Source organism: Hyphomonas sp. L-53-1-40 (assembly GCF_000682775.1).
Classification (GTDB): Bacteria; Pseudomonadota; Alphaproteobacteria; order Caulobacterales; family Hyphomonadaceae; genus Hyphomonas.
On sequence record NZ_AWFI01000003.1, the window covers coordinates 20427 to 46000 of the forward strand.

The 25574-nt window shown below is 59.0% G+C and carries 25 protein-coding genes and 1 pseudogene; 13 read left to right on the forward strand and 13 right to left on the reverse strand.

Annotated features, from left to right (window positions below; translation table 11 throughout):
• Positions 1-85: 85 nt before the first annotated feature.
• Complete coding sequence (locus L53_RS16230) at positions 86-1813, reverse strand: hypothetical protein (RefSeq protein ID WP_051607590.1); 1728 nt, start codon at positions 1811-1813, stop codon at positions 86-88.
• Complete coding sequence (locus L53_RS04620; protein ID WP_034812551.1) at positions 1810-3264, reverse strand: OmpA family protein; 1455 nt, start codon at positions 3262-3264, stop codon at positions 1810-1812. The genes L53_RS16230 and L53_RS04620 overlap by 4 nt, the downstream gene beginning before the upstream one ends.
• A gap of 110 nt (positions 3265-3374) precedes the next feature.
• On the opposite strand from L53_RS04620, the gene L53_RS04625 reads away from it, so the two are divergent.
• Positions 3375-4187: an RNA methyltransferase gene (locus tag L53_RS04625; RefSeq protein ID WP_034812554.1), complete on the forward strand. Its 813-nt coding sequence runs from the start codon at positions 3375-3377 to the stop codon at positions 4185-4187.
• Entirely contained in the window at positions 4184-5077 is an 894-nt protein-coding gene (locus L53_RS04630; protein ID WP_034812557.1) for a class I SAM-dependent methyltransferase, read from the forward strand. The genes L53_RS04625 and L53_RS04630 overlap by 4 nt, the downstream gene beginning before the upstream one ends.
• Positions 5078-5201: 124 nt before the next feature.
• Here L53_RS04630 and L53_RS04635 read toward each other — a convergent pair whose 3' ends face one another.
• The 4 genes from L53_RS04635 to L53_RS17525 form a co-directional block, all read right to left on the reverse strand.
• Complete coding sequence (locus tag L53_RS04635) at positions 5202-8411, reverse strand: TonB-dependent receptor domain-containing protein (protein ID WP_198019741.1); 3210 nt, start codon at positions 8409-8411, stop codon at positions 5202-5204.
• Between the two features lie 337 nt (positions 8412-8748).
• Complete coding sequence (locus L53_RS04640; RefSeq protein ID WP_034812559.1) at positions 8749-9867, reverse strand: DUF3667 domain-containing protein; 1119 nt, start codon at positions 9865-9867, stop codon at positions 8749-8751.
• Between the two features lie 24 nt (positions 9868-9891).
• Positions 9892-10416, reverse strand: coding sequence for a hypothetical protein (locus tag L53_RS17520; protein ID WP_255341998.1), 525 nt, complete (start codon positions 10414-10416; stop codon positions 9892-9894).
• The gene (locus L53_RS17525) at positions 10373-11491 is read right to left on the reverse strand and encodes a peptide ABC transporter substrate-binding protein (protein ID WP_255341999.1); all 1119 of its coding nucleotides are present in this window, start codon (positions 11489-11491) and stop codon (positions 10373-10375) included. Before L53_RS17525 ends, L53_RS17520 begins: the two co-directional genes overlap by 44 nt.
• Before the next feature lie 113 nt (positions 11492-11604).
• Here L53_RS17525 and L53_RS04650 point away from each other — a divergent pair, with 113 nt between their 5' ends.
• Both L53_RS04650 and L53_RS04655 read left to right on the forward strand, forming a co-directional pair.
• Positions 11605-12102, forward strand: a complete 498-nt coding sequence (locus L53_RS04650) for a hypothetical protein (protein ID WP_156947823.1) — start codon at positions 11605-11607, stop codon at positions 12100-12102.
• A gap of 316 nt (positions 12103-12418) precedes the next feature.
• Complete coding sequence (locus L53_RS04655) at positions 12419-13261, forward strand: mechanosensitive ion channel family protein (protein ID WP_051607592.1); 843 nt, start codon at positions 12419-12421, stop codon at positions 13259-13261.
• 3 nt (positions 13262-13264) lie between these two features.
• Here the strand turns inward: L53_RS04655 and L53_RS04660 are convergent, their stop codons facing one another.
• The 3 genes from L53_RS04660 to L53_RS04675 all read right to left on the reverse strand — a co-directional run bounded on the left by L53_RS04660 (position 13265) and on the right by L53_RS04675 (position 14969).
• The gene (locus L53_RS04660; protein WP_034812565.1) at positions 13265-13936 is read right to left on the reverse strand and encodes an SDR family oxidoreductase; all 672 of its coding nucleotides are present in this window, start codon (positions 13934-13936) and stop codon (positions 13265-13267) included.
• A gap of 56 nt (positions 13937-13992) precedes the next feature.
• Positions 13993-14274, reverse strand: a complete 282-nt coding sequence (locus tag L53_RS04665; protein ID WP_034812568.1) for a hypothetical protein — start codon at positions 14272-14274, stop codon at positions 13993-13995.
• Between the two features lie 272 nt (positions 14275-14546).
• A complete protein-coding gene (locus L53_RS04675) occupies positions 14547-14969 on the reverse strand; it encodes a hypothetical protein (protein ID WP_034812575.1) in 423 nt (140 codons plus the stop codon).
• 194 nt (positions 14970-15163) lie between these two features.
• Between L53_RS04675 and L53_RS04680 the strand changes: the two genes are divergently transcribed.
• The 5 genes and pseudogenes from L53_RS04680 to L53_RS04700 all read left to right on the forward strand — a co-directional run bounded on the left by L53_RS04680 (position 15164) and on the right by L53_RS04700 (position 19318).
• Positions 15164-16138, forward strand: coding sequence for a Gfo/Idh/MocA family protein (locus L53_RS04680; protein WP_034812578.1), 975 nt, complete (start codon positions 15164-15166; stop codon positions 16136-16138).
• A 74-nt stretch (positions 16139-16212) separates the two neighbouring features.
• Positions 16213-16419 (forward strand): ParD-like family protein, encoded by a 207-nt coding sequence (locus tag L53_RS04685; RefSeq protein ID WP_034812582.1) that lies wholly within the window; start codon positions 16213-16215, stop codon positions 16417-16419.
• A 1-nt stretch (position 16420) separates the two neighbouring features.
• Positions 16421-17200, forward strand: coding sequence for a type I methionyl aminopeptidase (map, locus tag L53_RS04690; protein WP_034812585.1), 780 nt, complete (start codon positions 16421-16423; stop codon positions 17198-17200).
• Between the two features lie 81 nt (positions 17201-17281).
• Complete coding sequence (locus tag L53_RS04695) at positions 17282-17788, forward strand: HdeD family acid-resistance protein (RefSeq protein ID WP_034812587.1); 507 nt, start codon at positions 17282-17284, stop codon at positions 17786-17788.
• Positions 17789-17966: 178 nt separating this feature from the next.
• Positions 17967-19318: pseudogene (locus L53_RS04700) on the forward strand (tryptophanase).
• Here the strand turns inward: L53_RS04700 and L53_RS04705 are convergent.
• Both L53_RS04705 and L53_RS04710 read right to left on the reverse strand, forming a co-directional pair.
• A complete protein-coding gene (locus tag L53_RS04705) occupies positions 19315-20985 on the reverse strand; it encodes a DUF4332 domain-containing protein (protein ID WP_034812590.1) in 1671 nt (556 codons plus the stop codon). The pseudogene L53_RS04700 and the gene L53_RS04705 sit on opposite strands and share 4 nt — an antisense overlap.
• A 106-nt stretch (positions 20986-21091) precedes the next feature.
• Positions 21092-22432 (reverse strand): acyl-CoA dehydrogenase family protein, encoded by a 1341-nt coding sequence (locus L53_RS04710; RefSeq protein ID WP_034812591.1) that lies wholly within the window; start codon positions 22430-22432, stop codon positions 21092-21094.
• A 204-nt stretch (positions 22433-22636) separates the two neighbouring features.
• Between L53_RS04710 and L53_RS04715 the strand changes: the two genes are divergently transcribed.
• From L53_RS04715 to L53_RS04725, 3 genes are all read left to right on the forward strand, one after another.
• Complete coding sequence (locus L53_RS04715; RefSeq protein ID WP_034812594.1) at positions 22637-22987, forward strand: UrcA family protein; 351 nt, start codon at positions 22637-22639, stop codon at positions 22985-22987.
• 118 nt (positions 22988-23105) lie between these two features.
• Positions 23106-23399 (forward strand): hypothetical protein, encoded by a 294-nt coding sequence (locus tag L53_RS04720; RefSeq protein ID WP_034812597.1) that lies wholly within the window; start codon positions 23106-23108, stop codon positions 23397-23399.
• Between the two features lie 126 nt (positions 23400-23525).
• On the forward strand, positions 23526-24137 hold the full coding sequence (locus tag L53_RS04725; protein WP_034812599.1) for an exopolysaccharide biosynthesis protein: 612 nt from the start codon (positions 23526-23528) through the stop codon (positions 24135-24137).
• 11 nt (positions 24138-24148) lie between these two features.
• On the opposite strand, the gene L53_RS04730 is transcribed toward L53_RS04725, so the two are convergent.
• Positions 24149-24547 carry a VOC family protein gene (locus L53_RS04730; protein ID WP_034812601.1) on the reverse strand — a complete coding sequence of 133 codons (399 nt, stop codon included), beginning with the start codon at positions 24545-24547 and terminating at the stop codon, positions 24149-24151.
• Positions 24548-24574: 27 nt separating this feature from the next.
• Complete coding sequence (locus L53_RS04735; RefSeq protein WP_034812679.1) at positions 24575-24961, reverse strand: DUF302 domain-containing protein; 387 nt, start codon at positions 24959-24961, stop codon at positions 24575-24577.
• Positions 24962-25084: 123 nt separating this feature from the next.
• On the opposite strand from L53_RS04735, the gene L53_RS04740 reads away from it, so the two are divergent.
• Positions 25085-25510, forward strand: a complete 426-nt coding sequence (locus L53_RS04740) for an NUDIX domain-containing protein (protein WP_034812681.1) — start codon at positions 25085-25087, stop codon at positions 25508-25510.
• Positions 25511-25574 lie beyond the last annotated feature (64 nt).

The window sequence follows — 25574 nt, forward strand, 5'->3', positions numbered from 1 at the left end:
CACCCTCAAAAAGCAATCGCACCCCTGCACGATTGGTTCCCAACTTGAACGATTACGGCTGAATAGGCCCTGAATGGGCGGTTGCCTAGGCGTCCTCGTCCACCGTGTCGCCTGCCAGGATCGCCGCTTGCTGCACCCAGCCCTCACGTGTGATCCGACCAGAGAAATTGAGCTCATGATCCACCCATGTGACGTTTTCAGGCGTCCAGGCGGCAATCTGGTCATAGTGCCAGATGCCCATACTGTTCAGCACTTCCTGAATCTTCGGCCCCACTCCGCCAATGATGGTCAAATCATCCGGCGTGTTGGCAACGGGCTTGTCGAGCGCCATCGGCTGTACGCCTGAGGGGCCCTCTTCTGCGGTCTCGTCGGACCCGGAGTCGTCATCCGCCTCTTCCGTGTCCGCTTCGACGAAATCCGCCTCGTCTTCGGGCTCGGACTCACTCTCGGCCACGCCCAGATTGGTGTCGTCCTCTGACGTTTCGTCTTCGTCATCATTCAGTTCGAGGGCTGCCAGGATAGCCCGGCTGGCCTCATCTGCGCGGTCGGTATCAGTGTCTTCTTCTAACCCGTCGGCGGGCACTTCATCATCCGCATCGGCCTCGGCCGGCTCTGCATAGTCTTCCGCCAGCTCGTCCTCGACGGGCGTCAATTCTATATCGTCGAACGCTGTCTCTGCCTCAGCAGGCGCCTCATCGGCGAACCGGTCAACAATCTCGAAAGCAGGTACATCCGGTTCAGCGTCAGGATCAGCGGCCAGCTCGGCTGGTGCTTCCGGCTCCTGTTCAGCCTCAAACTCAATCGCCTCTTCGATGTCATCTTCGGTATCTTCCGCGAGTTCTTCGGCAAAGTCGGCTTCGTCACTTGGCTCGGCTTCAGGCTCGGCAAGCTCAACCTCCGGCTCGTTTTCAGCTTCGCCATCAAAGTCCGGCACGGATTCCAGTTCAGATTCGGGCTCGGTCTCCGGCGAGTCCGGAAGAGGCTCCGGCGTGATGGCTGTTTCGGCCACCGCGTCGGCCTCAATGCCCTCTTCCTCGGCGTCTTGGTCGCCTTCGAAATAGGCAAGGCGGCCTTCCAGAAAACGATTGCGCCAGCGCAGGCGGGCCAGTTCTTCTTCCGCCTCACCATTGCCGTTACGCCCGGTTGGCGTAGCTGCCGGGGCTTTCACCTTGGCGAGTTCATCTTCCAGCGCTTCGACGCGCTGCTTCAGGAAATTCTGTTGCCATTCTGCCTTGGCCGCATCGGCGTCGCTGGTCTCGCCAGTCGCCATCGCAGCAGGCGCAACAGGTGCCGCCTCCGCAGGGGATGCGCCAGCGGCTTCGCTGCCCCCCTCGCCGATCATGGCTTCCAGGTGGCGTACACGGCTTTCGAGGTGGCGGTTGCGCCAGACCAGCGCCGGGTTCGGATCGGTCGCGCCGCCCACAGCAGCAAGCGTGCCCACAGCGCCGGCTCCAGCCGCACCCGCAGCCTTTGCGCCGCTCACCAGCGCCTCGTCGGCTTTCGCCTTCAGCGCTTCCAGTTCGCTCTTGGCGCGGCTCAATTCATCACTCATGCGCTGGAATTTCACATTCTGTTCGGCCTGAGCCTCACGCGCATTCGTATTGCCCACCGGCTGCCCACGCTGGGCCGCATACAGGCTTTCAATCTCTTCCTTGGCCTGTTCGAGTTCGGTCTGGGTAACATCGCGCTCGACCATTGCGCGCCGCATCTTTCCAACCAGCATCATGCCGCGAATGGACCAACCCAGCAGCAAACCGAATACGGCAACCCCTGCCAGCGCCGCCCACATATGTGCCAATAGCCACGCCATCATTCGCTCCGTTCTCGAACCTTGAACCCAATCCGGCGATTCTTCGCCCGACCGTCTTCTGTGTCATTACTCTGCACAGCCTCGTCGGGACCATACCCAATTACAGTCAGCCGCGCAGGGGAAAATCCGGCCGAAACCATATAATCCCGCACAGCCAGCGCCCGTGCCTCGCTGAGGGCAATATTTGCCTCCCGCTCGCCTGTGGAGTCGGTATGGCCGCCCACTTCAAACACCAGATCTCGCGCACACCGCTCAGATACGGTCATGACCTTGTCCAGCGTCAGGCCGCTTTCACGGGTAATGTCTGCCAGGCCCGTCTCGAAATACACCTTGTTGGTCTCCATCACCGCGTCATAGGCCTGCTGGCAGGCTGCAACCGGGTCTGCCTGAAAGTCGATATCGCGAATCTCGTCCACATTTACCTGCACCGTATCGGCGAAGACTGTGACAGGATAAGGGCCGCCAAGATTGGCCATATCCTGCTGGAGGTAGGCAATCGTGGACCCTGACGCCTCGCCCTCGAAACTGAGACCGGTTTCCTCTGGCTCGAACGCCATTTCGCCGGACCGGAACTTGGCAAAATGCGGCAAGCCCACGCGCACGCCGTTCAGCCAGCCCGGATGAGGCTCGCCAGCGACCTCCATCTCGTCACGTACGGTGCGCGCATAATATTGCTTGGCGATGGTCAGGATTTCCTCGCGCTCGGCTTCGCTGGCGACCTTGCCGGACAGCACCAGTTCGCCGTCGCCATGCGCCGCGCTCCACAAGGCCGGGCCGCGCAGAAAAGGCTCTCCCCGGAACGGGGCGGTCACATTTGCGATGTCGGCCGAAACCCGCGCGCGGGTCGCAGTCTCCATAGAGACCCCGCGCAACCGGACGCGCGTGTCATGCAGGCGGGCTTCACCCGTATCGAGTTCAGCCAGGCTGTCCAGTGCGAGCCGGGCCATGCCCTGCCAGTAAGCCCCCGGCGCGCCATTGGCCAGCTGCATACGGTCTTCAACCGCGCCGTCGCCAGCATGCGAACCGGCATAGGCCAGAAGGTCAGCGCGAATGGTACGCGAGGGCACATGCCCCATCAGGATATAGTCGCCTGCACCAGTCTTGATGGCGCGCCAGACATAGGGGATCACCGGCGGCGCAGTGCCCACCCCACTCTCGACCATGGTCACTCCGCCAAGGATGATCCCGCCTGACCCGCTGGATGTCAGCACGGTTTCAGCTGCTGCTTCTATGGCATCCATGGAGGGGGCCTTGCCGGTCAGCTCGGCGCGTTGGCCATGCATGCGCACGCCTGCCCAGTCAAAGCCCTGCTCGGCCAGCGCCGCATTGGCGTTGGCCTCCAGCCGCGCTTGGAGGTTTACAGGCGTGTTCGCTGACTGGTACACGGCCCACCAGCCCGTGCAGATCAAGCCAACAAGGGCCACAAATCCAAAAAGGTAGTCGAGCAGTCTCATAGAGGCCCCGCGACCTCCTCCATTGCTAATCCCCTGATAATCAGGGATGCCCTATTCAGCATGTCCTCGCAAGAGTTACCCCGCAGAGTCAGAGACGCCGAATCCCCAGCATGACCCGCCAGATTGAGACGATCAGCAGCGCATCAAACCCGCTCATCAAGTCCTTGAAAAGTCTTGAAAGAAAGAAAGGCCGCGCCGAAACGGGCCTGTTTCTCGCAGAAGGCGCGCGCCTGATCGGCCAGGGGCTTGCAAACGGTTGGAAGGCGGACTCGCTGATTGTCGCGGCAAGCATGGCAGATCGGCCACACCTCGCGGAATTGATCCGTCAGGCAGAGACCTCCGGCGCGCGGGTCGTGCTGGCCGCCGACAAGCTGATGTCGCGTATCACTCACAAGGATAATGCGCAGAGCGTGGTCGCGGCGTTCCACCAGCGCCATCTCGGCCTTGATGCCCTGCCGCAGGACAGCAATGGGCTGTTTGTCGCCCTTTATGAAGTGCGCGATCCCGGCAATTTGGGCACGATCCTGCGTACGGCCGACTGCGCGGGCATTTCCGGCGTGATCCTGATCGAAACCTGTTGTGATCCTTACAGTTTCGAGGCCGTGCGCGCCTCCATGGGCTCGATCTTCGACATGCCCTTTGCGGCCGCCTCGTTCGACCAGTTCAACGCCTGGCGCAAAGGGCTTGGCCTGACCATGAGCGCCGCGTCGGTCAATGGCACGGCCCGCCATGACCGCACCGATTTCACCTCCGGCGCGGTCATCATCATGGGCAATGAGCAATCCGGCCTGCCGCCCGAAGCCGAAGCCGCCTGCGACCAGCTCTGCCTGATCCCGATGCGCGGCGGCGCGGACAGCCTCAATCTCGCCCAGGCCACCGCCATCATGACCTATGAAGCGTGGCGCCAGAGGGATTTCAAATGAAGACCGAAACCCGCCTCCTGATCGCCAATGACTGGAAAGACTATGCCCTGCTCGACAGTGGCCACTTGCAGAAGCTGGAGCGCTTCGGCAGCCAGACCGTCATCCGGCCCGATCCCCAAGCTTTCTGGGAGCCAGCCCGCCCCTTGGAAAGTTGGCGCGCCGATGCGCAGTTTTCTGCGAAGTCGCAAGATGATGACGGCGCAGGCAATTGGGAAGTGCTATCTCCGAAGGCACTCGACAGCTGGCCGATGCAATGGAATGGCCTGACCTTCGAGGCCCGCCGCGCAGCCTTTCGCCATATGGGCGTTTTTCAGGAACATTCGGTTCACTGGCGCTTCGCGCAGGAGAAGATCCGCGCAGCCGGCCGTCCAATCAAGGTGCTCAACCTGTTCGGCTATACCGGTATGATGTCGCTCGCCTGCGCCGCAGCCGGTGCCGAAGTGGTCCATCTGGATGCCAGCCCGAAATCAAACGGGTACGGCAAGGACAATCAGGCGATGAGCGGCCTGCAGGATCGGTCCATTCGCTGGATCGCCGATGACGCCATGAAATTTACCGCTCGCGAGGTCCGGCGTGGCAACGAATATGACGCCATCATCCTGGACCCCCCGAAATTCGGACGTGGCCCGAAGAATGAAACCTGGCGGTTTGAAGAAAACTTGCCCGAATTGCTGGACGTCGTGAAGCAGCTGCTGAGTGACCGGCCCCTGTTTGTGATCCTGACGGCATATGCCGTGCGACTGTCTTACCTGGCCCTGTCACAGGCGCTAGCTGATCGGCTCTCCCCGCTGGGCGGTGTAATGGAGACCGGCGAGATGGCCCTGCCCCAGCAAGGTTCAGACCGTCTCCTGCCAACGGCCATCTATGCACGCTGGCACGCGGGCGCCTGACCGCACGCCTCTTTCTTCTCAGTCAGACAGAACAGCTCTGGGCCCGGCTCATGGGAAGCGCAAAGCGCTGATACCAAACCCGTTGAAAACAAAAAAACGGCGGCTCCGAAGAGCGTCGTCAGACTTAGAAGTCGAACGTCGCACCCATGAAGATATAGCGACCAAAGGCGTCGTACACTTGTGGGTAGGTGTTACCGTTACCCGGTGCCGTACCAACCACGGAGGAGAGCGGTGGCTCTTCGTCCGTCAGGTTGTTCACGCCAAGGCGCAGGGACATGTAGTCCGTTGCGTTCCAGGAGCCGGACAGGTCGAGATAGTTCTGGGCATCCAGAGTACCGTTGATGGTGCCATCGTCACCACCTTCGATTTCGACCTCGGCGAAGTAACGCCATGTACCGGTGACGCTGAACACGCCGTCGGCATCAGACCAGGTCATGGAAGCCTTGTGACGATACTCAGGTGACGAACCGTTCGCAACTTCCGTACCACCACCGGAGGCACAGCTGCCGCCGTAGTAGCCAACACAGTCAAAGATGTCTGCGCCGGTGGACGTTGGCAGAGGCTTTGTCTCCAGGGATTCGAGCAGTGTACCGACATAATCGAAGTCGATACCGCCGCGGGAATCCAGGTCCAGAGCGTAGCTGGCCAGAAGGTCGAAACCAGAGGTCGAAAGCTCACCTGTGTTGATGTTCGTGGCGACGATGTAGCCCGTGGAGTTAGCCCACAGCGTTCCGCCGTTACCGCGATTGACCAGCGAACAGAAGAACTCGTCGCCAGTTTCAAGACAGGAGTCCAGAGCCAGTTCCTGTGGAACCGTACCGACGAGGTCTTCGACAGTGATGTCGAAATAGTCGAGCGAGACGGTCAGGCCTGGAATGGCCGATGGCGTTGCCACGAAACCAATCGTGTACGTGTCAGCAGTTTCCGGCTCGAGGTCCGGGTTACCACCTGTCAGCGTATTGAACTGGCCAGCCGGGTTATCAGCGATGTTCCGGTACTGGTCAGGTGTGACGCCGGTGTTCGCACACTGAGCGAGCGTAGCCGTTGGAGCTGCACCTGCACATGGATCGTAGATGCCGTTCGAACCTTGAGTCAGATCAAACAGGCCGATCGACTGAGCGGAGAACAGTTCGAAGATGTTCGCCGCCCGGACAGCGCGCTGGAAGGAACCGCGGAAGCGGATGTCTTCAACCGGAGCATACTCGACACCAATCTTGTAAGCGTCGGAAGACACGGAGTCATAGTTCGAACGACGATAAGCGAGGTCGACGCCGAGGGACTCAATACCTTCATAGCCCTGGATCAGCGGGGCATTGATTTCCGCGAAGTAGTCATAGACTTCCTGCGATCCTTCAATACCTGTCGTTGGTCCACCCTGACCAGCACCGTCGCCGGAAAGGAAGTTGCTATCTGGATTGGAATCCAGCGTATCGCGACGATACTCAACACCAAAGGCAACCTTGATGCCTTCTTCCGCCATCGACGACTGAATGCCGTAATCTGCCAGATCAGCATACGTTTTCGCCGTCACAACTGTTTGTGTAACGTCACCGTCACGGAACAGAGGCTGGCTGATGTAGGCGACCGACGCATCGGAAGGACCGTTGGCACCGAAGATGTCGTATGGTGCGCAAGCTGCATCATCGTTGGACGGATCTTCATCAGCATTGATTCCGCAGACAATGTTGCCTTCGCCATCAAGCTGGGCATCAAGCGCATAACCGATCTTACGGATGGAAAGATCGTTGTTGTAGATCTCGGAACGGTGATTGTTCGCATAGATCATGCTGACATCGTAGCCCCAAGGAGAATCACCCAGGGTGCCTTGCATGCCGATCACACCACGATAGGTCGTGTGGCGGATGTCGTTGAAGCGGTTGCCGCCTTCAACGTTACGACGCAGGAGCAGGATGTCTGCAATGCCGTCTGGACCCAGAGCAGCCTGGTCAGGATCACCATCAAAGCGAGCAACAAAGTCGTCCTGATCAGCCAGTACGTTGCCCATGGCATCCGTATACTCGCCTTCTTCGTTGGTGTAGCGATCAATTGCACCGTCTGCGATTTCACCACAGAGATAGTCGACCTGCTGGGCCGACAGGAACGGGTTGCTACAGCGGATGCCACCGGCATCGCCAGCAATACCGTAACCGAACACACCGGAAGGTGCGATCTGCGACTTGGTACGGTTATCCATGAACATCAGTTCGGTATACACATTCATGTATTCGTTGACGTCATAGTTTGCGAACGCGCCGAAAGAGTAACGCTCGTTCGGGCGCTGGTAGTGGTTGTAGGGGTTATAGTTGAACGTGTCGGAAGTGAAGTTCCGCGGTCCAATTGCATCCTGGCCATCCAGCACGCGGGCCCAACCGGTTTGTGTCTGCGCATCCGGATTGACACCACCAGGGATTGTGTAGCCGGAAGCGACGTCAAGAATGTTGGCAAACTGGTTGGTTGAAGAACCTGCACAGGTGAAATCGTTGCCGCCATTCGTGGTAGACAGGGCACACTGCGAGTAGTCGCGGTTTGCCTGAAGGATTTCCTTGGTGTTCTGGAAGCTGACAAAGGCGGACATGTGGCCACGGCCATTGTCAAACTTGCCACCCACAGCAGCCGTGATGTCGAAGGTTTCGCCGTCTGACGTGCTGCCTTCAGGAACCGTGAACTGGCTTGGGTTATCAGCAGCGAAGCCGGACAGGATGTCCTGGATGTAGCTGTTGGAATTGTCGTGCTGGTAGAACGAGTAGTTACTGTCGATCCGAAGACCTTCGAACTCGGTGTCGAGCACGAAGTTGACGACGCCAGCAACAGCGTCCGAACCGTAGGTTGCCGAAGCACCACCGGTCAGGACGTCAACCTTCTTCACCATCGCAGATGGGATGAAGTTGATGTCTGGGGCAGCCGTGTTCAGCGAGCCGTACGGCAGGCGGCGACCGTTCAAAAGGGTCAGCGTGCGGGAAGCACCGAGGCCACGCAGGTTGACTGAAGATGTACCGGTCGAACCGTTGGCAAGGTTGGACCCTTGTGCACCAAATGCCTGTGGCAGCGAGTTGATCATGTCTTCCGCACGGACCACACCGCGCACGTCGAAGTCGGCTGAGCCGAGGGATGTGACCGGGCTGGTCTCAACCAGGTTGCCGCTTTGCGGGATCAGCGAGCCCGTGACGACGATGGTCTGTTGTACGGATGCTTCTTCCCCGTCCGCCTCTGCTACAGCAATTACGTCTTCATCTGCGTCTTGGGCGTACGCTGGCAGCGCAGCAGCTGCAGCAAGTGCAGCGCCGGCAAATACCGACGACGCCAATAGGCGCTTCTTCAAGTTAAGTTCGCTCACTTGAACCTCCGAAAGGATTGTCAAAAAATGTGTCCACATCATGCAGACAAACCTGGCCCCCTAGACCAAGTCTTACCGAGCAGTAAGGATTGAGCACCCTGCATAGTCAATTGGATGCAGCGGCGCTCACAAGCAAAATGACACCAGTGTGACAGAATCGCATCACCTATTTGGCCGGTTTGGGGCAATATTGTTCCAGATACGCCTGATAAATCCGAAAAAATGCCCTGACCGAGTTTTGCGCCGGCCTCCACTTTGCTTGATTTTCAGGCAAGCCACATGAATTCGAGCCGAGCCTCATCGCGCGTCTGACCGCATTTCGGGCAATCCGCCACGATCAGACGAGCATGAAGCTGACAATGACGAGGGAAACGCCCAGCGACACACCCACAATCAGGATTGAGAACAACAGGATCAGGGTTCGCAAGGCCGCCATGAATCGCCCGGTCTGATATGTCACGCGCAATTGGCGATAGAGGTAGGCAATGCCGATCAGCACACCACCCCAGATTAGCTCGCCAAGCCAAGCTCCGTTGAGGGCAGCGAGCACGATCAAAAAGGTCGCCATCAGATAGATGAACGTCTGCACATGCAGCGCGGTGATCACATGGTCATAGATGTACCGGCTGCGGTGCCACGCATACAGAATGGTCAGCATGAAGGCCAGGATAGGCAGGAACATCAGGCTGAACCTCGGCGCCCATTCCCGAATGCGTGCACCATAGCGATCCTGATTCTCGTACACGGTCGCCGCATGGTCGGCGGCGCGCCATGCCTGCTCGCGCTCAGCAGGGGTCGCATCCTCGCTCAGTCTTGAAGTGACCTCATCATAAAGCGCGTCGCGATTGATGCGCCCATCATCCGTCATGATACGCTGGAATGTGATGCCGTGCTCCGCCTGCAGCAATTCCAGCTGGACCAGCTGGCGCTCATCCGGCGTCAGGTCGGGATCTTCTGTCTGGGCCCGTAATTCCTCTAGCCGCTCTTCGGTTACAACCGGAAGAGGCTCACCATCCTCCCCTATCCCGGCATCGATCCCATTTTCCAGGAGGCGGTCGATCTTGAGAGAATTGTACCAGCCCATCTGATCGCCGAGCGTGAACAGGGTCAGGAAGAAGATCACAGACGCCATCAGGAACATGCGGAAAGGCGGCACATAGCGCGCGCGCTTTCCATCCAGATAGTTCCGGGTCATCCGTCCGGGGCGGAACAACAACATCGGCAAGGACCGCCACAAGCGGCCATCCAGCGCGAACACGTCCGCGAGACTGCTCGCCACCAGATCCCAGACCGGGCGATGGAAGTCTGACGCCAATTGGCCGCACGTTGTGCAGAACCGATCCTCGACGATGGTCTCGCAATTGGCGCAAGGCAAACCGGACTTTACCGGATGATGGTCTCCGGTCGACAAGCCACTTGCCGACCCGAGACCTGCGGCCTCCATTTCATGTTCCATTTCGAGACCCCCGTCTGTTTACCCCTACTCGGCGCTGAGCCCCTCCCGGCACAGAAAGCGCGAGCGGTGCTGATCCTTCGCATTCTCTTCCCAGCCAGTCAGCTCCGGATCGACCATATTCTTGGTCACCTGAAACCACATCGGCGTAATCGGATACTCTTCGAGCATCAGTGCTTCGGCGTCTGCGAAGACTTCTGCCCGCACTTGCAGGTCCAACTGCTGGTTCGATTGGCTTAGGAGCGCATCATACTCCGGATTGGCATAGTCGCCATAGTTTTGCTGGCCCGTATTGGAATCGAGCAAGTAGAGAAAGTTGATGGGATCATCGAAATCCGCGACCCATGCCGCATCAGCGACCGAGAAGTTTCCGGTCCGCAGACGTGAATAGAGCACTTTCGTATCCTGCTTCACAATGGTCGGGTTAACCCAAGGGGCGATGTCGCTCCAATTGGACTGAGCGACCGGCGCCACCTTTGGATTGTCGTCCGTCGAGCGGTGAATGAATTCAAATTCGAGTGGATTGTCCGGGCCGAACCCTGCCGCCTCCAACAGGCTGCGCGCCTCGGTTCCAATCCATGGATGGCCGGCTGACATCGTAATTATCGATGCCCGGAGGCACGAAGGAATACGCTGGCAGATAGCCCTGTGTCAGCACGTTGCGAACCATGAACTCCCGGTCGAGCGCCATTGAAAGGGCCTTGCGCACGCGCACATCGTCGAACGGCTCAACAGTGGTGTTGAAAGTCCAATAGGTCGAGATGAGAGAAGGTGTCGTGCGCAGCCAGCCAGGGAATTTCGCATCCAATTCAGTATAGCGAGACCCGTCAAAGGCATTATTGATGTCCAGTTCGCCTGCGGAAATCTTGTTCTCGACGGCCGACAAATCTTCCAGTTCCAGATACACGACCCGATCAAAACACGCCTCCGGCGCGCCAAACCCGGTCGGGTTCTTGTCGGCGACCAATTGGTCACCCGTGCGCCAGTAGACCAGCTTGTAGGGACCGTTGACGACAATGTTTTCCGGCTGGATCCAGGCATCACCATGCGCTTCGATGGCCCAGCTCGGCAACGGATAGGTCGTGTAATGGCTCAGCAGGCCGAGCAGATAAGGCGCCGGGTATTCCAAAGTGATTTCCAGCGTCTTGTCGTCAATGGCTTTCACGCCCAGCTCCTCGGGCGGCAATTCCTGTGAACTCACCTTTTGCGCATTCTTGATCAACCAGAGGAGTGACGCGTATTGCGACGCTGTCTCCGGATCCTGGATTCGGCGCAGGCTGTAGACGAAGTCGCCTGCAGTGACGGGCGTGCCGTCAGACCAGACGTGATCACCCAACGCGAAAGTCCAGACCAGACCGTCTTCACTGACTTCATAACTGTCGGCCATACCCAGCACCGGGCGACCATCCGGGCCATCCGTGGTCAGGCCGACGATCATGTCGCCAATGATGATATTCTCCCACTGCGCGGATGATTTGTTGGGGTCCAGCGTGTCCACCTTGGCCGAAATTCCCCGACGCAGGGTCGGCACATCCGAGGCTGCGGAATCCCCACCACCCCCGCAGGCGGCCAGTGTCAGGGCAAGTGCGGCAGCCAGGCCAGTTGTCATCAAGGCGTTCAACTTCATGGGTTTTGTGTCTCCAACGTCTTTTCCGCGATCGCGCGATTTGCAACACTGCTGCCAGACCATTACGGTTTTGCAAAGCCTTCCTGCTGGAAGTCGCACATGAGGTAACAGGAATGACCCGAATTTGGTGCATTGCAGGGATGATTTTTGCGCTCGGCGCAACAGCCACTGCACAAGATGTCTCAACAGACGACGTCTATGCCTGCACATCCGTCGCCGAGGATGCAGAGCGCCTTGCCTGCTACGATGCGGCTGTTGGGCGACTGCAAGCGGCCGAAGCGGCGGGCGACGTCACCACCGTGACCCGGCAGGAAGTCGAACAGGTCCGCCAGGATTCCTTCGGCTTCTCCATTCCGTCCCTGCCCTCTCTGACGCTCGGCAAATCTGACGACCAGGGCCTCAAGGAAATGACGCTTCCTGTGAAGGCCGTGCGCGGCAAGCGTGGAAATCTGGTGATCACGCTGGAAAATGGACAGATCTGGCGGCAGACCGATTCCAAGGCGTTACGCAATAATGACCAGACCGAAGCCGAGATCTATGAAGCGGCACTCGGCAGCTACAAGATGAAACTGGATGGCGGCATCGCATTCCGGGTCGAACGCGTAAAATAATACGGGAATCCTTGCCGCAAACTTCAGCAAACACTGACCGAACCGCGCGCAAGCCAGCAATGGCTTGACCTATTCCGGGCACGTGGCTTGCTGAATCGATGAAACCTTTCTCAGGCTGAGACGTAGTCCCGTCGAGCGACTGGAAGGGAATCTGCGTATCCGGACGAAGATCACTGCCCACAGGAATACGCGCTGGCTGAAGCGCTTTCGCCCGCCCCTTCTGTTTGCGCTGGCTGGCGCGGCGCTGGTCTTTGCGACACCCTACCTTCCTCAGTACATCCCTGACGGCTTTGTTTCAGGCGACCGGCTCGAGCGAATGGCAGGGATCAGTTCAGGCGTATTGTTCATCATCGCCTTTGGCTGGCTGGTCGGCACCATTGTCGATGCCTTGATCAAACGCCGTCTGGCTGGCCTGCACCTCGATGCAGAAGACAATCTGGAAGCGCGCAAATCGGCCACGCGGCTGGATGTCGTGCGTCGCGTCTGGATCGTCATTGCCGGCATCGTCACCCTCGCCGCTGCGCTCACCGTCATTCCTGGCGTGAAGCAGATTGGCGTCAGCCTGTTTGCATCAGCCGGAATCGCGGGCATCGCCATCGGCCTGGCGGCCCGTCCCGTACTCAGCAACCTGATCGCTGGACTGCAGATCGCCTTCACCCAGCCGATCCGGCTGGACGATGCCGTGGTCGTCGAAGGCGAATGGGGCTGGATCGAGGAAATCGGCCTGTTCTATGTCGTCATCAAGATCTGGGACTGGCGACGGCTTGTCGTGCCGCTCTCCTATTTCATTGAAAAGCCATTCCAGAACTGGACCCGCAAGAGTGCGTCCATCATCGGCAGCGTTTTCTGGACGGTAGACTATCACGCACCCATCGCGCAGATGCGTGAGAAGCTGGAAGAGATCTGTAAATCCACCCCGCTATGGAATGGCGACGTGGTGAATTTGCAGGTGACCGAGGCCTCGGGCAATTCCGTGACGGTGCGCGGGCTCGCCTCGGCCAGCACATCCCCGAAGGCCTGGGATTTGCGCTGCCTGATCCGTGAGCAGATGATCGAATGGCTTCAGGCCGAGCATCCCGAAGCCCTGCCCCGGTTGCGCGCTGATACGGATGTGCAATTGCCAGAGGATTTCGCCGGCTTTGCGCCCCAGCAGGGCTAGTCGCTACCAGGGATGGGTCTTGCCTTCAAAGTCCAGGAAGCGCAGCTCGCTTGATGGCTCTGCCGTGGTGATGACCGTGTAGAGACCAGCAGCACTCTGAGCCGGATTGACTGGCGCCTGCTTGCCGCCCATGTCAGTGTTCACCCAGCCCGGATGCAGCGCGAGCAGGGTCACCCCCTTCTCCGCAAGTTCGGGCGCGGCGGCACGCAGGGCCATGTTCAGACCCGCCTTGGACGTGCGATAAATCAGTCCGAAAGACGCCTGCGTGTTCTCGATGGATCCCATCATGCTGGACAGGCTGGCCGCCATCTTCACATCGCTGGCCGCAATATTGTCCAGGAACGTATCGATCATTCGGATCGGCGCAATCGTGTTCACCGCCAGCATGTTGGCGAACGCGTCATAATCGAGATCCTTGAACGCAGCGAAACTGCCAATGCCGGCATTGTTGATCAGATAGTCGATGGGCTGGTCGCCGACCGCTTCCTTCAATGCCGCCACCGAAGATGCATCGGTCACTTCTAGCGGATAAACTTTGGCGCCCGTCGCGTTCAGTTCGTTTGAGGTCTCAGGGTCGCGCGCCGTGGCAATCACGTCATGACCTTGAGCGAGAAACTTGCGGACAAGCTCCAGACCGATCCCACGATTTGCACCGGTGATAAGCGTGGTAGTCATAGAAACTCTCCGTCTGGGTATTTGGGAACGCGTCGGCAAACGCTGCGACAGGGCCGCTACGTCTCTGGCAAAATCCGATAGACCGCAGTTGCTTTCATCAGGGGGTTGTCGCCTTGGCAGGCCATGCCGCCGGTAAACAGGATCGTGCGAGTTTGCCGGTCAACCTTGGGCTCAAATGAGACATCACCGCCTTGAGCCGCCTCAGACGACACATCGATCGTAACCGAAACCATTTCCACCGGATTGGGAGCGCAGATCGCCTCGGCATCGGCACGTATCGCCGCCATCAGGTCCAGCGCCAGTCGCTCGTCCGGTTTCAGAGTGGTTACGTCTTGCATGTGGTAGAAGCCCTCAATCACTGGCCTTGCACATAGACAGGCCCGATCCAAAAGAAAAGGGCCAAGCCGGTTGGGGGGAAGAGAGGGAGAACCGACTTGGCCCCATATTGGGAACGTCTTGAGGCAACTGACAGTGTCAGAGGGGTGTCTGCCTGCAAGATACAAGGTTTACGCTCTTCAGTTGGCTTGGTTCCGCGGAAAACGAAAAAAGTTTCGCGCATGAAAAAGCCGCCCTCGCGGCGGCTCATCCAAAGCTTTTCTTTCGAGCCAGATCAGGCGGCTTGGGCCGCAGCTGCGACCGCGTCGAGGTCCGACCCGATGAGGTCACCCAGATGGCCAAAGCCGACCAGGGCGTGGTGCTCGTCCATATAAGTGGAAATACTCGGCAATAGCAGGCCGATGGCCTTGTGGTCCAAACCCAGCTTGTGGAGTTCGGAAATCATGGATTGCGCGACAATGCGCTTGCCGCCGGGCGTCTGTTCGATCAAGCGCGCAATCTCACCAACCGGGGCGCCTATCGTGCTGCCTGTGCGGGCCGACAGGGCGCGTGCGCCCGGAATGGTCTTGAACATCGCCGTGGCAAAGGGGGAATCCTGACGCTCCGCTGCGTTCAGGACAATGCCGAGGGCTTGTCGGGACGCGTCCTCCGAGAGGCCATTATGCCGGGCGAGGTGTGCTGTAAGATCGTTCAACATGTGCGATGGCACTCCTGGGATTAACGGCTTCGGAATTATCATTAACCCTCATTGTGCTTACCGCTTGGTTACCGGGCGCATTGCTGTGCAAGGCAAATGCGACCAAGAGCGTTAAGATGCATTAGGGCCGGGTAAACAAACCACCCCAAATCATTTACCTTTGCCCCCTCATCCGTACGTCCCAAGGAGTTTTCATGATCCGTATCGGCATACTCGGCGCCGCCAAGATTGGCCCCAAGGCCATCATCGAGCCCGCTGCAAAACGTGATGATTGCGAAATCGTCGCCGTGGCAGCGCGCGACGCGGACAAGGCACGCACCTATGCCGAAGCGAACGGCATCGCGCATGTTGAGACCGATTACGACGCGCTGGTGCACCGCAAGGATGTCGACCTGATCTACAACGCCCTGCCCCCGCATCGCCATGCCGATCTGACCATCGCCGCGCTGGAAGCTGGCAAGGCGGTATTGTGCGAGAAGCCCTTCGCCATGAACGCCGCCGAAGCCACGCGCATGGTCGACGCCGCCAACCGGGCCGGCAAGCCACTGATCGAGGCGTTTCATTATCGCTTCCACCCGGCTTTCCTGCGCGTTCTGGAAATCGTGCGCAGCGGAGACCTCGGCGCGATCAAGACCATGGAGGCGGTGTTCAATGTGTCGATCCCGTATCGCGAGGGCGAGTTGCGCCATACGCTGGAACTCGGTGGAGGCGCATTAATGGATCTGGGCTGCTACTCGGTCCACATGATCCGCACCCTTGCGGACGCAGAACCCGATGTGCTGTCGGCCAGTGCGCAGTGCGACCGGCCCGGTGTTGATATCGGCACCAAGGCACATCTCGGTTTTTCAAGCGGCGCGTCAGCAATTGTGGAATGCAGTATGGCCGAAGATGTGGACCGCGATATCAGGCTCGAAATCGTCTGCCAGGATGGCTGTGTCTCCTTGCTCAACCCGGTACACCCGCATCGCGGCCACCAGATCACCATCCGGCAAGGCGGCCACGAGCGCACCGAGACGACCGACGGCATGATCACCTATGAGCACCAATTGGCCCATGTCATGGACGTGATGGCCGGACGCGCCGTGCCGCTGACCGGTGGCGCCGACGCGGTTGGCAACATGGCCGCGATCGACGCAATCTACACAGCGGCAGGCCTCTCGCCCCGATAAAGCATCAAGGTTCGCTTGACGCACACATATACAAAACGTATACGTTTTGTATATGTTTCATATCGAGGGCAAATATGGGTATCGTGAAGATCGACAATGACCTGCATGAGGAAGTCCGGCGGGCGAGCGGGGTCATGTGTCGATCCATCAATGCGCAAGCCGAATTCTGGATTAAAATCGGCCGGCTCGCCGAAGCCAATCCAACGCTCTCTTTTAATGACATTGTGAAGATGCAGCTCGAAGCGGCCGATGCGCCCTTGGCCGACCTGAAGGTCGCCTGACATGGTAAAGACGCCGAACGAGATCGCGCTGATGCGCATCTCTGGCAAACTGCTGGCATCCGTTTTCGAAATGCTGGACCAGCAGGACCTGGCTGGCATGTCGACGCTACAGGTCAATGATCTGGTCGACCGCTTCATCACCGAAGATCTTGGCGCACGCCCCGCGAGCAAAGGGCAGTATGGCTTCAAATTCGTCCTGAACTGCTCAATCAATCATGTCGTGTGTCATGGCGTGCCCAGTTCGGATGAGATCATCCGGGATGGCGATATCATCAATCTTGATATCACCCTCGAAAAGAACGGCTTCATCACGGATTCGAGCAAGACCTACATGGTCGGAAATGTCTCAGCCACCGCCAAGCGAATTGTTCGGATCGCGGAGACAGCCATGTGGAAAGGCATTGGACAGGTACGTCCCGGCGCGCACCTTGGCGATATCGGTTTCGCAATTGAGCGCCATGCCAAGAAAAATGGCTGTTCTGTCGTACGGGAATATTGTGGGCACGGCATTGGCCGCGAAATGCATGAGGATCCACAGGTTCTCAATTTCGGAAAGCCGGGCACCGGCCTGAAGCTGAGCGAAGGCATGGTCTTTACCATCGAACCCATGATCAATCTGGGCACGCGCCAGGTTTCGACAGAGGCTGATGGGTGGACGGTGGTGACAAATGACGGAAAGCTCTCCGCCCAATTCGAGCATACGGTTGCGGTGACGAAAACCGGTGTTGAAGTCCTGACCTTGCGGCCCGGCGAGACGCCCATGCAGGCGCGCCGCGCGTAGTCAATACGGCACAGTCCGGTACAAGCGCATGGCAGGACATGATAGGCTGGACTGGTCTGAATTTGACCGGGAACTGATCACATGAAAATCGCAGGCATCGTCTTTGTTATTCTCGGGGCGCTGGCAATTCTCTTCCCGTATATTGCCGGGCTCTCCTACAATTTCATTCTCGCCTATCTGATCATCTTTGCGGGCGCCGCGCATCTCTGGTGGGCCTGGCGCCCGAGCCTGGAAGGGCGCACGCAGCATTTGCTGCTGGGCCTGCTTTTCCTTGCTGGCGGGATCAGTCTGCTGGTCTTCCCGTGGATCGGGCTCATCTCCTTCACCATTATCCTTGGCGTGTCCTTCGTGATCCAGGGCGGGGTCCAGCTTGCCCTCGCCTCCAACAGCCCGCGTCTGCGCGGCAACAGCAAGACCATGCTGATCGTGGCAGGCCTTGCCGGCATCATCGCAGGCGCGCTGATCCTGATCGGCCTGCCCAGCACAGCGGCCTGGGCCATCGGCATATTGGCCGGGATCAACATGCTGTTCTTCGGCGTGGCCCTGCTGGCAATGGACAAGGCCCTGTCGGACGTGTTTGACGATTGACGAGCGCCCTGCGCGGCATCTTGCATGGTGGGCTGGCTACGTGATATTCGACCCATCTCACAACAGGCGCTGAGCGCGGTCGCGTGACGAAGACGAGACAACCGCGGCGCAGGATAAGTCCTGTGTGTGCGCCGCTGTCGGCACCCCCCAGGACATTCAGAGCCAGGAGTGCTGACAGATGAAGACCATTATCGAACCCTTCCGTATCAAATCGGTCGAGCCGATCCGCATGACCACGCGTGACGAGCGCGAGCGCCTGCTGAAAGACGCGGGATACAATCTGTTCAAGCTGCACTCGGATGACGTGCTGATCGACCTGCTGACCGATAGTGGCACCTCGGCCATGAGCGCGGCGCAATGGGGCGCGGTGATGACCGGCGATGAGAGCTATGCCGGTGCGCCGAGCTTTTACCGGTTCGAAGCGGCCGTGAAGGATCTGATGGATTTCAAGCACATCATTCCGGCCCACCAGGGCCGCGCGGCAGAACACCTCCTCTTCTCGCTGATTGCCAAACGCGGTCATGTCATTCCGTCAAATACACATTTCGACACGACCCGCGGCAATATCGAAGCGGCAGGCGCTGAGGCTCTGGACCTGCCTATTGCCGAAGGCAAGATCCCCTCCCTCGACCATCCGTTCAAAGGGAACATAGACCTCGACGCCCTCGCCCAGCTGATGAGCGAACGCGGCGACGCGGTGCCCGGCGTGATGATGACGATCACGAACAATGCAGGCGGCGGCCAGCCGGTCAGCCTCGCCAATATTCGCGGCGCTGCCGAGATCGCCCATGCACATGGCAAGCCCTTCTTCATCGATGGCTGCCGGTTCGCCGAGAATGCCTGGTTCATCAAGCTGCGCGAGGACGGCCAGCAAGACCGCTCGATCAAGGAGATCGTGCGTGACACGTTTGACGTGGCCGACGGCATGACGATGAGCGCCAAGAAGGATGCCTTCGCCAATATTGGCGGCTGGCTGGCGCTGAATGATGACGCGCTCGCCGAACAGGCCCGCACGCGCCTGATCCAGACTGAAGGCTTCCCGACCTATGGCGGCCTTGCGGGCCGTGATCTCGACGCGATCGCTCAGGGGCTGACCGAGATCGTGAATGAGGACTATCTCCGCTACCGCGTACGTACCAATGCCTATATTGCCGAGCGGCTGGACGCGCTGAGCGTGCCGGTGATGAAGCCGGCGGGCGGCCATGCGGTGTTCGTGGATGCGCGGGAGTGGCTGTCACATATCCCGCCGGCCATGCGCTGGCTTGTGCGCTCTATCAGGAAGGCGGCATTCGGGGCTGCGAGATCGGGACGGTCATGTTCGGCCGCAAGCCGGACGGCACCGAAGAGGCCGCCCGGATGGACCTTGTCCGTCTTGCCATGCCGCGCCGCGTCTACACCCAGTCGCATGCGGACTATATCGTCGAAGTGTTCGAGGAACTCGCCAAGCGCAAGGATGACATTCGCGGCCTGAAGATCGTGAAAGAACCGCCCATGATGCGCCACTTCACGGCGGAGTTTGCGCCGCTCTAGCTGCCCGTCTTCGCCATATCGATCCACTGTTCGACTTCCTCTTCGGCGAGGTAGTCATCATCGCGGATCACGCGGTCACCTTGAGGAGTCTGCAGGAACTCACTCGCCAACATGAACAGGGTGCGCGCAGGCGCGTCGGCCAGTTCCTTGCGGTTGCGGATGCCGGCGCCGACCAGGATCTGGGCGTCGTGCACACGCAGGCCGGGCACTTCCATCATCAAGATGGTCTGGTCCTTCCAGTCGTTCAGCGTGTCGATATCGATATAGGCCACATCGACGAGGAAGACGGTTTCCTCCGTATCGCAATCCAGCAGGTCGCCCACTGTAGTGATACCCGCGCGCGACAGGCGTTTGGCCGTTTTCTTGCCGATGCTTGGCGCTTCGACCACCGGGGATTCTCGGGTGATGCGGCTGCGGCGGGCGATGTCACCGGACTCCTCGCCAAGATCATCGGTGACAGGCGCAGGAGCTGCAGCTTCGGGCTCCGGCTCGAACAGGACCTCTTCGGCCTTTGGGGGAGCCTTTTTCTTCGGCGGAGGGGCTTCCTCGGCCAGCGGCGCTTCTGCTTCGGCCGGGTCAAGTGCTTCGTCGGTTGGCGCCGCTTCGATTACAGCCTCCTCGACCGTATCCTCTTCAATGACGGTCGCCTCAGCGGCGATCTCGGCCTCATCCTCGATCAGTGCGGTCAGCAAGCGCTCCTCGACCGCCTTGTTCTTCGAACCTATAGGGCCAAGCTCCTGTTTGTTCAGCTCTTTCAGCGGAACGCGCAAAACTTGTTTTGCGTGAAGCTTGCGGATTTCCTTGTCGTCATCCGGCAGGGTACGGATAACTTTTCCGGTTTTCTGGAATTCCTTGTACATTCGCGTCACGGTGCGCTTGTCAGCAGCATCTGACAGTTTCGCCGTCACCCAGCGCACGGGGATATCCAGCGTCTCAATGTAACCCTGAAGGGTCAGATTGGTCTTGGGCGGACTGACGGCAGCCTCCGCAATGCCGCGCGAGAGGATCGCGCCGAATCCGGCCGTGGCATAGGCGACCAGTTCCACGATCGCATCGAACATGGTCTCGTCCAGCCCGGCGGGCGGGTCCTTCACGCCGACTTCGAGGTCGTAATGGTCGATGAAGGTCTGGTAGTGGGGATGCGACAGACGCGCGCCGTTGCGGACCATGTCGGCGATGAAACCTGCGCCATCCGGCACCGGCACATCCGGATAGCCAAGCGTCTCGATGCGGCCATCGATCTTGTCGCGGGATTTGGCGATGCTCCACTCCACCGCGCGGTGCATCGTGCCCTCTTCCTCGGTCTGGCCGGTATGGAAGGGCTGGATCGGATCAGCGTAGTAATGGCTGAGTACGCCGAACGCATAGGCGGCCTTGCTCCATTGCTTGCGACGGAGATGGTCGACGGCCGTCGCATACCATTCCATCGCCTTGCCCGGCGCGCCGCCCCACTCCCCTTCGGAAATGTGCAGGACATGATTGCGGAAATCCTTGAACTTGGAATCCGGCGCCTTGGCCCCTTCGAGCAGGTGCTCGTGGTGAACCAGGAACAGGTCCTTCCACTTGTCGGCCTCCTCAGAGGCAATGAGCGACAGCGCGTCCATCGCGATGTAATGGTGCGTGGAGCGGCACCGATGGCCGCGAATTACTCGTTCGAGCAGAGACATGCCCGTCTCCCTTCCCGCCTGATTCAATCTGGATCAGCCGAGAAATGCCTAATGATAGTTACGCTATCATTAACCATTCGCGCGGGAGGGGAAGTTTCTGCTGCGCCTACCGCACCGCAAAATCGGTGGGCTCGGTGCTCTTGCCCTTGGCATCCTTTTCGCCCTTGGCCTGGCCGTGCTTGTTGGGGCCCATGAAGCCGAAGAGGTGGCCGCCTACCTTGCGCATCTGGATCTCCTCCGAGCCTTCGGTGATGCGATAGCGGCGATGGTGGCGATAGATATGCTCGAAGGGTTTGTGGCGCGAATAGCCCATCCCGCCATGCACCTGCATCGCCCGGTCGGCGGCATTGCAGCAGAGCCGGTTTGCCCGGTAGTTGCACATGGAGACCTTGTCGGAGAGATGGATCGCGACGTCCGGCTTGGACATCTGGTCCATTTCCCAGGCCGTCTTGAAGATCAGCAGGCGCAGCATCTCGGCCTCGGTGGCGAGCTCCACAAGCGGGAACTGGATCGCCTGGTTGGTCGCAAGCGGCTTGCCGAACGGTTTGCGCTCACGGGCATATTGCACGCTCTCATTGATGCAATACATCGCGGCGCCCACCGAACTCGCGGCTTGGCGAATACGGTTCTCATGCACGAAATGCTGGGCCAGGGCGAGGCCCCCTTCCGGCGGGCCGAACACGGCATCTTCAGGCACCCAGACATCCTTGATGGTCAGGCGCGGATGGTCGGTCGGCATGTTGAAGGTCCACATGTATTCTTCAATGATGACGCCGGGATCACGCGCCGGTACGAGAAGACAGGTGATGCCCTTGGCGTCGCCATCTTCACCACTTGTGCGGCAGAACATCATGATGTGCGTGGCCACATGCATGCCGGTGATCCACATCTTCTCGCCATTGATCAGCCAGCCATCCTTGCCGTCGCGCTTCTGGCGCACCGCACGGGTTTCCATATGGGTCGCATCGGACCCATGATCAGGTTCGGTCAGGCCGAAACAAGCGAGAAACTTCCCGTTCAAAGCGTCTTCGGCAAGATGCTTCTGATCCGGCCGGGCGAAGTCGCGCAGCATCAGGATCTGGGGGAAATTGCCGACTATGGAATGTTCATTCTGGAGGTCATTGTGCAGGCCGAGGCCCTGTTTGGCGAAATGCTCGCGGATAATTGCCATGCCGAGGTTCGAGCCGTCCTGCCCTCCGAACTCCTTCGGCAACGCATAGCGCAGGTGTCCGGCCTTGTCGGCACGGCGCTTGGCTTCGCGCAGCAAATCTTCCCATTCGGGCCGCGGCAGGCCCTCATTTTCGAAATCAGTCCGGGCCCATTCGCGCCGATGGTCGAAGAAGCGGATATTGTCGTCCTGCTGTTCGAGCGGCCTGATCTCGTCCTCGATGAACTGGTCGAGCACGGTCAGATAATCGGCGATGTCCTGCGGGATATTGAAATCCATGATGCTTTGTCCTCCTGGGCGGTCGCCTCGGCGGCGATCTCATTTCCACCGTCGAGACTACCGCACTGAAACCGCGCGGCAATTTATGCCGCCACGGCAGGATTGAAACAAAAATATAATCATTGAACAATTGACTTTTCATTCAATGATCATATTCTGTCTTTACGGTCACCACCGACCGCAACTGCAAGAAGGTTTCCTCCCATGCCGTCTTCCCGCCTCTCTCTTATCGTTGTCGCTGCCGGTCTTGCCGGCCTCACCTATGCCGCCCCTGCCATGGCAGATCCTGCCCAGACTGTGTCAGCAGAAATCCAGTATGATAACAGCGCATTGCACTCTCGTGCCGGGGCCGGAGTTGTTCTGGATTCCCTGCAAATGCAGGCAGATTCCATCTGCCGCTACGATGCCCCTGTCTCACAGGCACCCCGTGTCGATGATTCGTGCGTCTCGCAGGTTATCGCGCAAGCTGTGAACAAGATTGACCACCCGAAGCTGACCGAAGCCTATGTGTCGCGTTCTGGCCTGAACAGGCGCATTCTGGCTGACGCGAACTAGTCACCAAGGCCAGAAAGGCTGAATGATTGACGTTTTCGTCAGTAATCGCTATTGAGTGCGAACGGACGCTTAGGGTCCGACACTGTTTTGAAGTCCACCCACCGAAAGGTATCCTCCCATGATCCGTTCCGCTCTCACCGCCGCAGCCTTCCTCGCGCTCAGCGCGCCAGCTTTCGCCACCACATTCACCTTTGAAACAGCCGCCCCCGTCGAAGAGGGTCAGGTCGTAGCCATCGGTACCGTCTGGCTTTGCGAAGGCACTGTCTGCAAAGGCGACCTCGACCGCAAGAAAGCCTCTGTTCGCGATTGCAAGAAGATTGCGAAAAAGGCCGGCGAAATCATCTCCTACGGAAACTCCAATTCCGAGTTGGAAGCCGACGATATTGAAGCGTGCAAGAAGTCCGCACGCTAACGCACTTTCCTGAATAGCAGACCTCTCCTCGGGCCGCTCTGGTGTCATGCCAGGCGGCTCTTTTTTATGCGGGGAGCGAACCCTGGCCGACTTGATGCGTTACCGTGAGTAACCAAGAGGAAGGCCATGCCTGCATCACAGAGCGACCCGCTGGAAAACGTACTTGAGACCGCCATCGAGGAAGGTGGCGAAGGCACAATTTCGGTTGGGGATCTGCTCAACATGTTCGGGCACCGATCCTTTGGTCCTATCATCACATTACTGGGCCTTCTGGTCGTCTTGCCACCGCTTGGCGGAATACCCGGCCTACCAGCGGTGATTGGGGTTATCATCCTGCTTTTCAGCATTCAGATCCTGTTCGGTGCCGACCATATCTGGATGCCGTCCTTCGTTGAAAAGCGATCCATAGAAACCTCAAAACTCAAAGAAGCCGAAGACAAGGTGAAACCCTGGCTGGAGCGCATTGATCGCATGATCACCGAGCGGCTCGCTTGGGCAACGGGAAGTGTGGCTACCTATCTGGCCGCTGTCGCGGTCTCCCTGCTCGCCATGCTGATGATCCCGCTGGAACTCGTGCCGTTCGCCGTCGCAGCGCCAGGTGTTGCGATTGTTCTGTTCGGTTTAGCACTCGTCGCCAAGGATGGTGCGCTGATGCTGGCCGGCTTCGCGGCAACAGCTGCAGCCCTTACCATCACAGTCATGTTTGTCCCGTGGGGACAGGTGGCTGGCTGGTTCTGAGATTTACCGCTTCAGGTCGCGGGTTGCGCCTCAATGGGCTGCCAAAGTTCGACCTTGCGGCCATCAGGATCCACGATCCAGGCGAACTTTCCATAACTTTCCGTCATGGGCTCGCCTTCCAATTCAACACCCACAGCCTTGATTTGCTCAATCATGGCGTCGAGGTCATCGACCATCAAATTCATCATGAAGTCGCTGTCTGAAGGTTTGAAATAGTCGCTTTCCGCCTTGAATGGCGCCCAGATCGTACGTGCCCCTTGCGGGAATTTTGCAGCAGCGTCCGCTTGGGAGAAACTCGCGCCCCCATATTCGTCAATCTGCACACCGAGTACCCGCGTATACCACGCCCGCGTCGCATCCACGTCTTTGCAAAGAAAGAACAGTCCACCCAACCCAATCACTTTTGCCATGTTTTTCCCCTCACCTGTTCTAATCGGCTAGATCGCCTCAAGTGCCTCCGCCAGCATGTCACGCACCTGCCCGGCCACGGCATGGAGTTCCGCGTTCGCGATCGCTTGCATGGACGCGACCGGGTCAATCGCACTGATCTCGATGCCGTCGTCGACTTCACGCAGGATGACATTGCAAGGCAGCATCGCGCCGACCCTGGGCTCCATCTTGATTGCCTCGTAGGCCATGTCCGGGTTGCACGCGCCAAGAATGCGGTACCCCGCCATGTCGGCATCCAACTTCTTCTTCATCGTCGCCTGGACATCAATCTCGGTGAGAACCCCAAACCCCTTGGCGGACAGCGCTGCGCGTGTGCGCTTGTCGGCTTCTTCGAGCGTGATGCCATCCAGTGTGCGGGTGATTGTGTAGGCCATGCCGAACATCTCCAGTAGCGCCTCAAAGGCTAGTTGAATTGTGAAGAAACGCAATGCGGTCCGGCGGGCCACGGTTCCAATTTCGCCCTGCCAATCGCGCCACGGCCCTGTAAACTCGAAAGCATGACTGATTCTAACTCCCTTCCCGGCGCCGGTTGCGGCGCAGCCATTCGCGATGCGCACGGTCGCCTACTGCTTATCCAACGTCTCAAGCAACCCGAAGCGGGAGCATGGGGCCTACCCGGCGGCAAGATCGATTTTGGCGAACGCGCCGAGGACACCGCCCGACGCGAAATCGAAGAAGAACTCGGTGTCACCATTGAACTGACCGGCCTCGCCTGCATTGCCGAGACCATCGACAAGGGCGATGGCAAGCACTGGGTTGCGCCGGTCTATTCGGCGCGCATCGTGTCCGGCGAACCACGTGTCATGGAACCGAAAAAACATGGCGGATGCGGCTGGTTTGCGCTGGATGACCTGCCAGACCAGATCACCACGCCTGTGAAAGATTATCTCGCTTCTCTGGAGCCGGCTGGCCCCACCGGCTGAAACTGCAAATATGTAGTCATTGTTGCGGCTCGGCTCTAGCAGGCCGGGGCCAGTTGGTGATTAT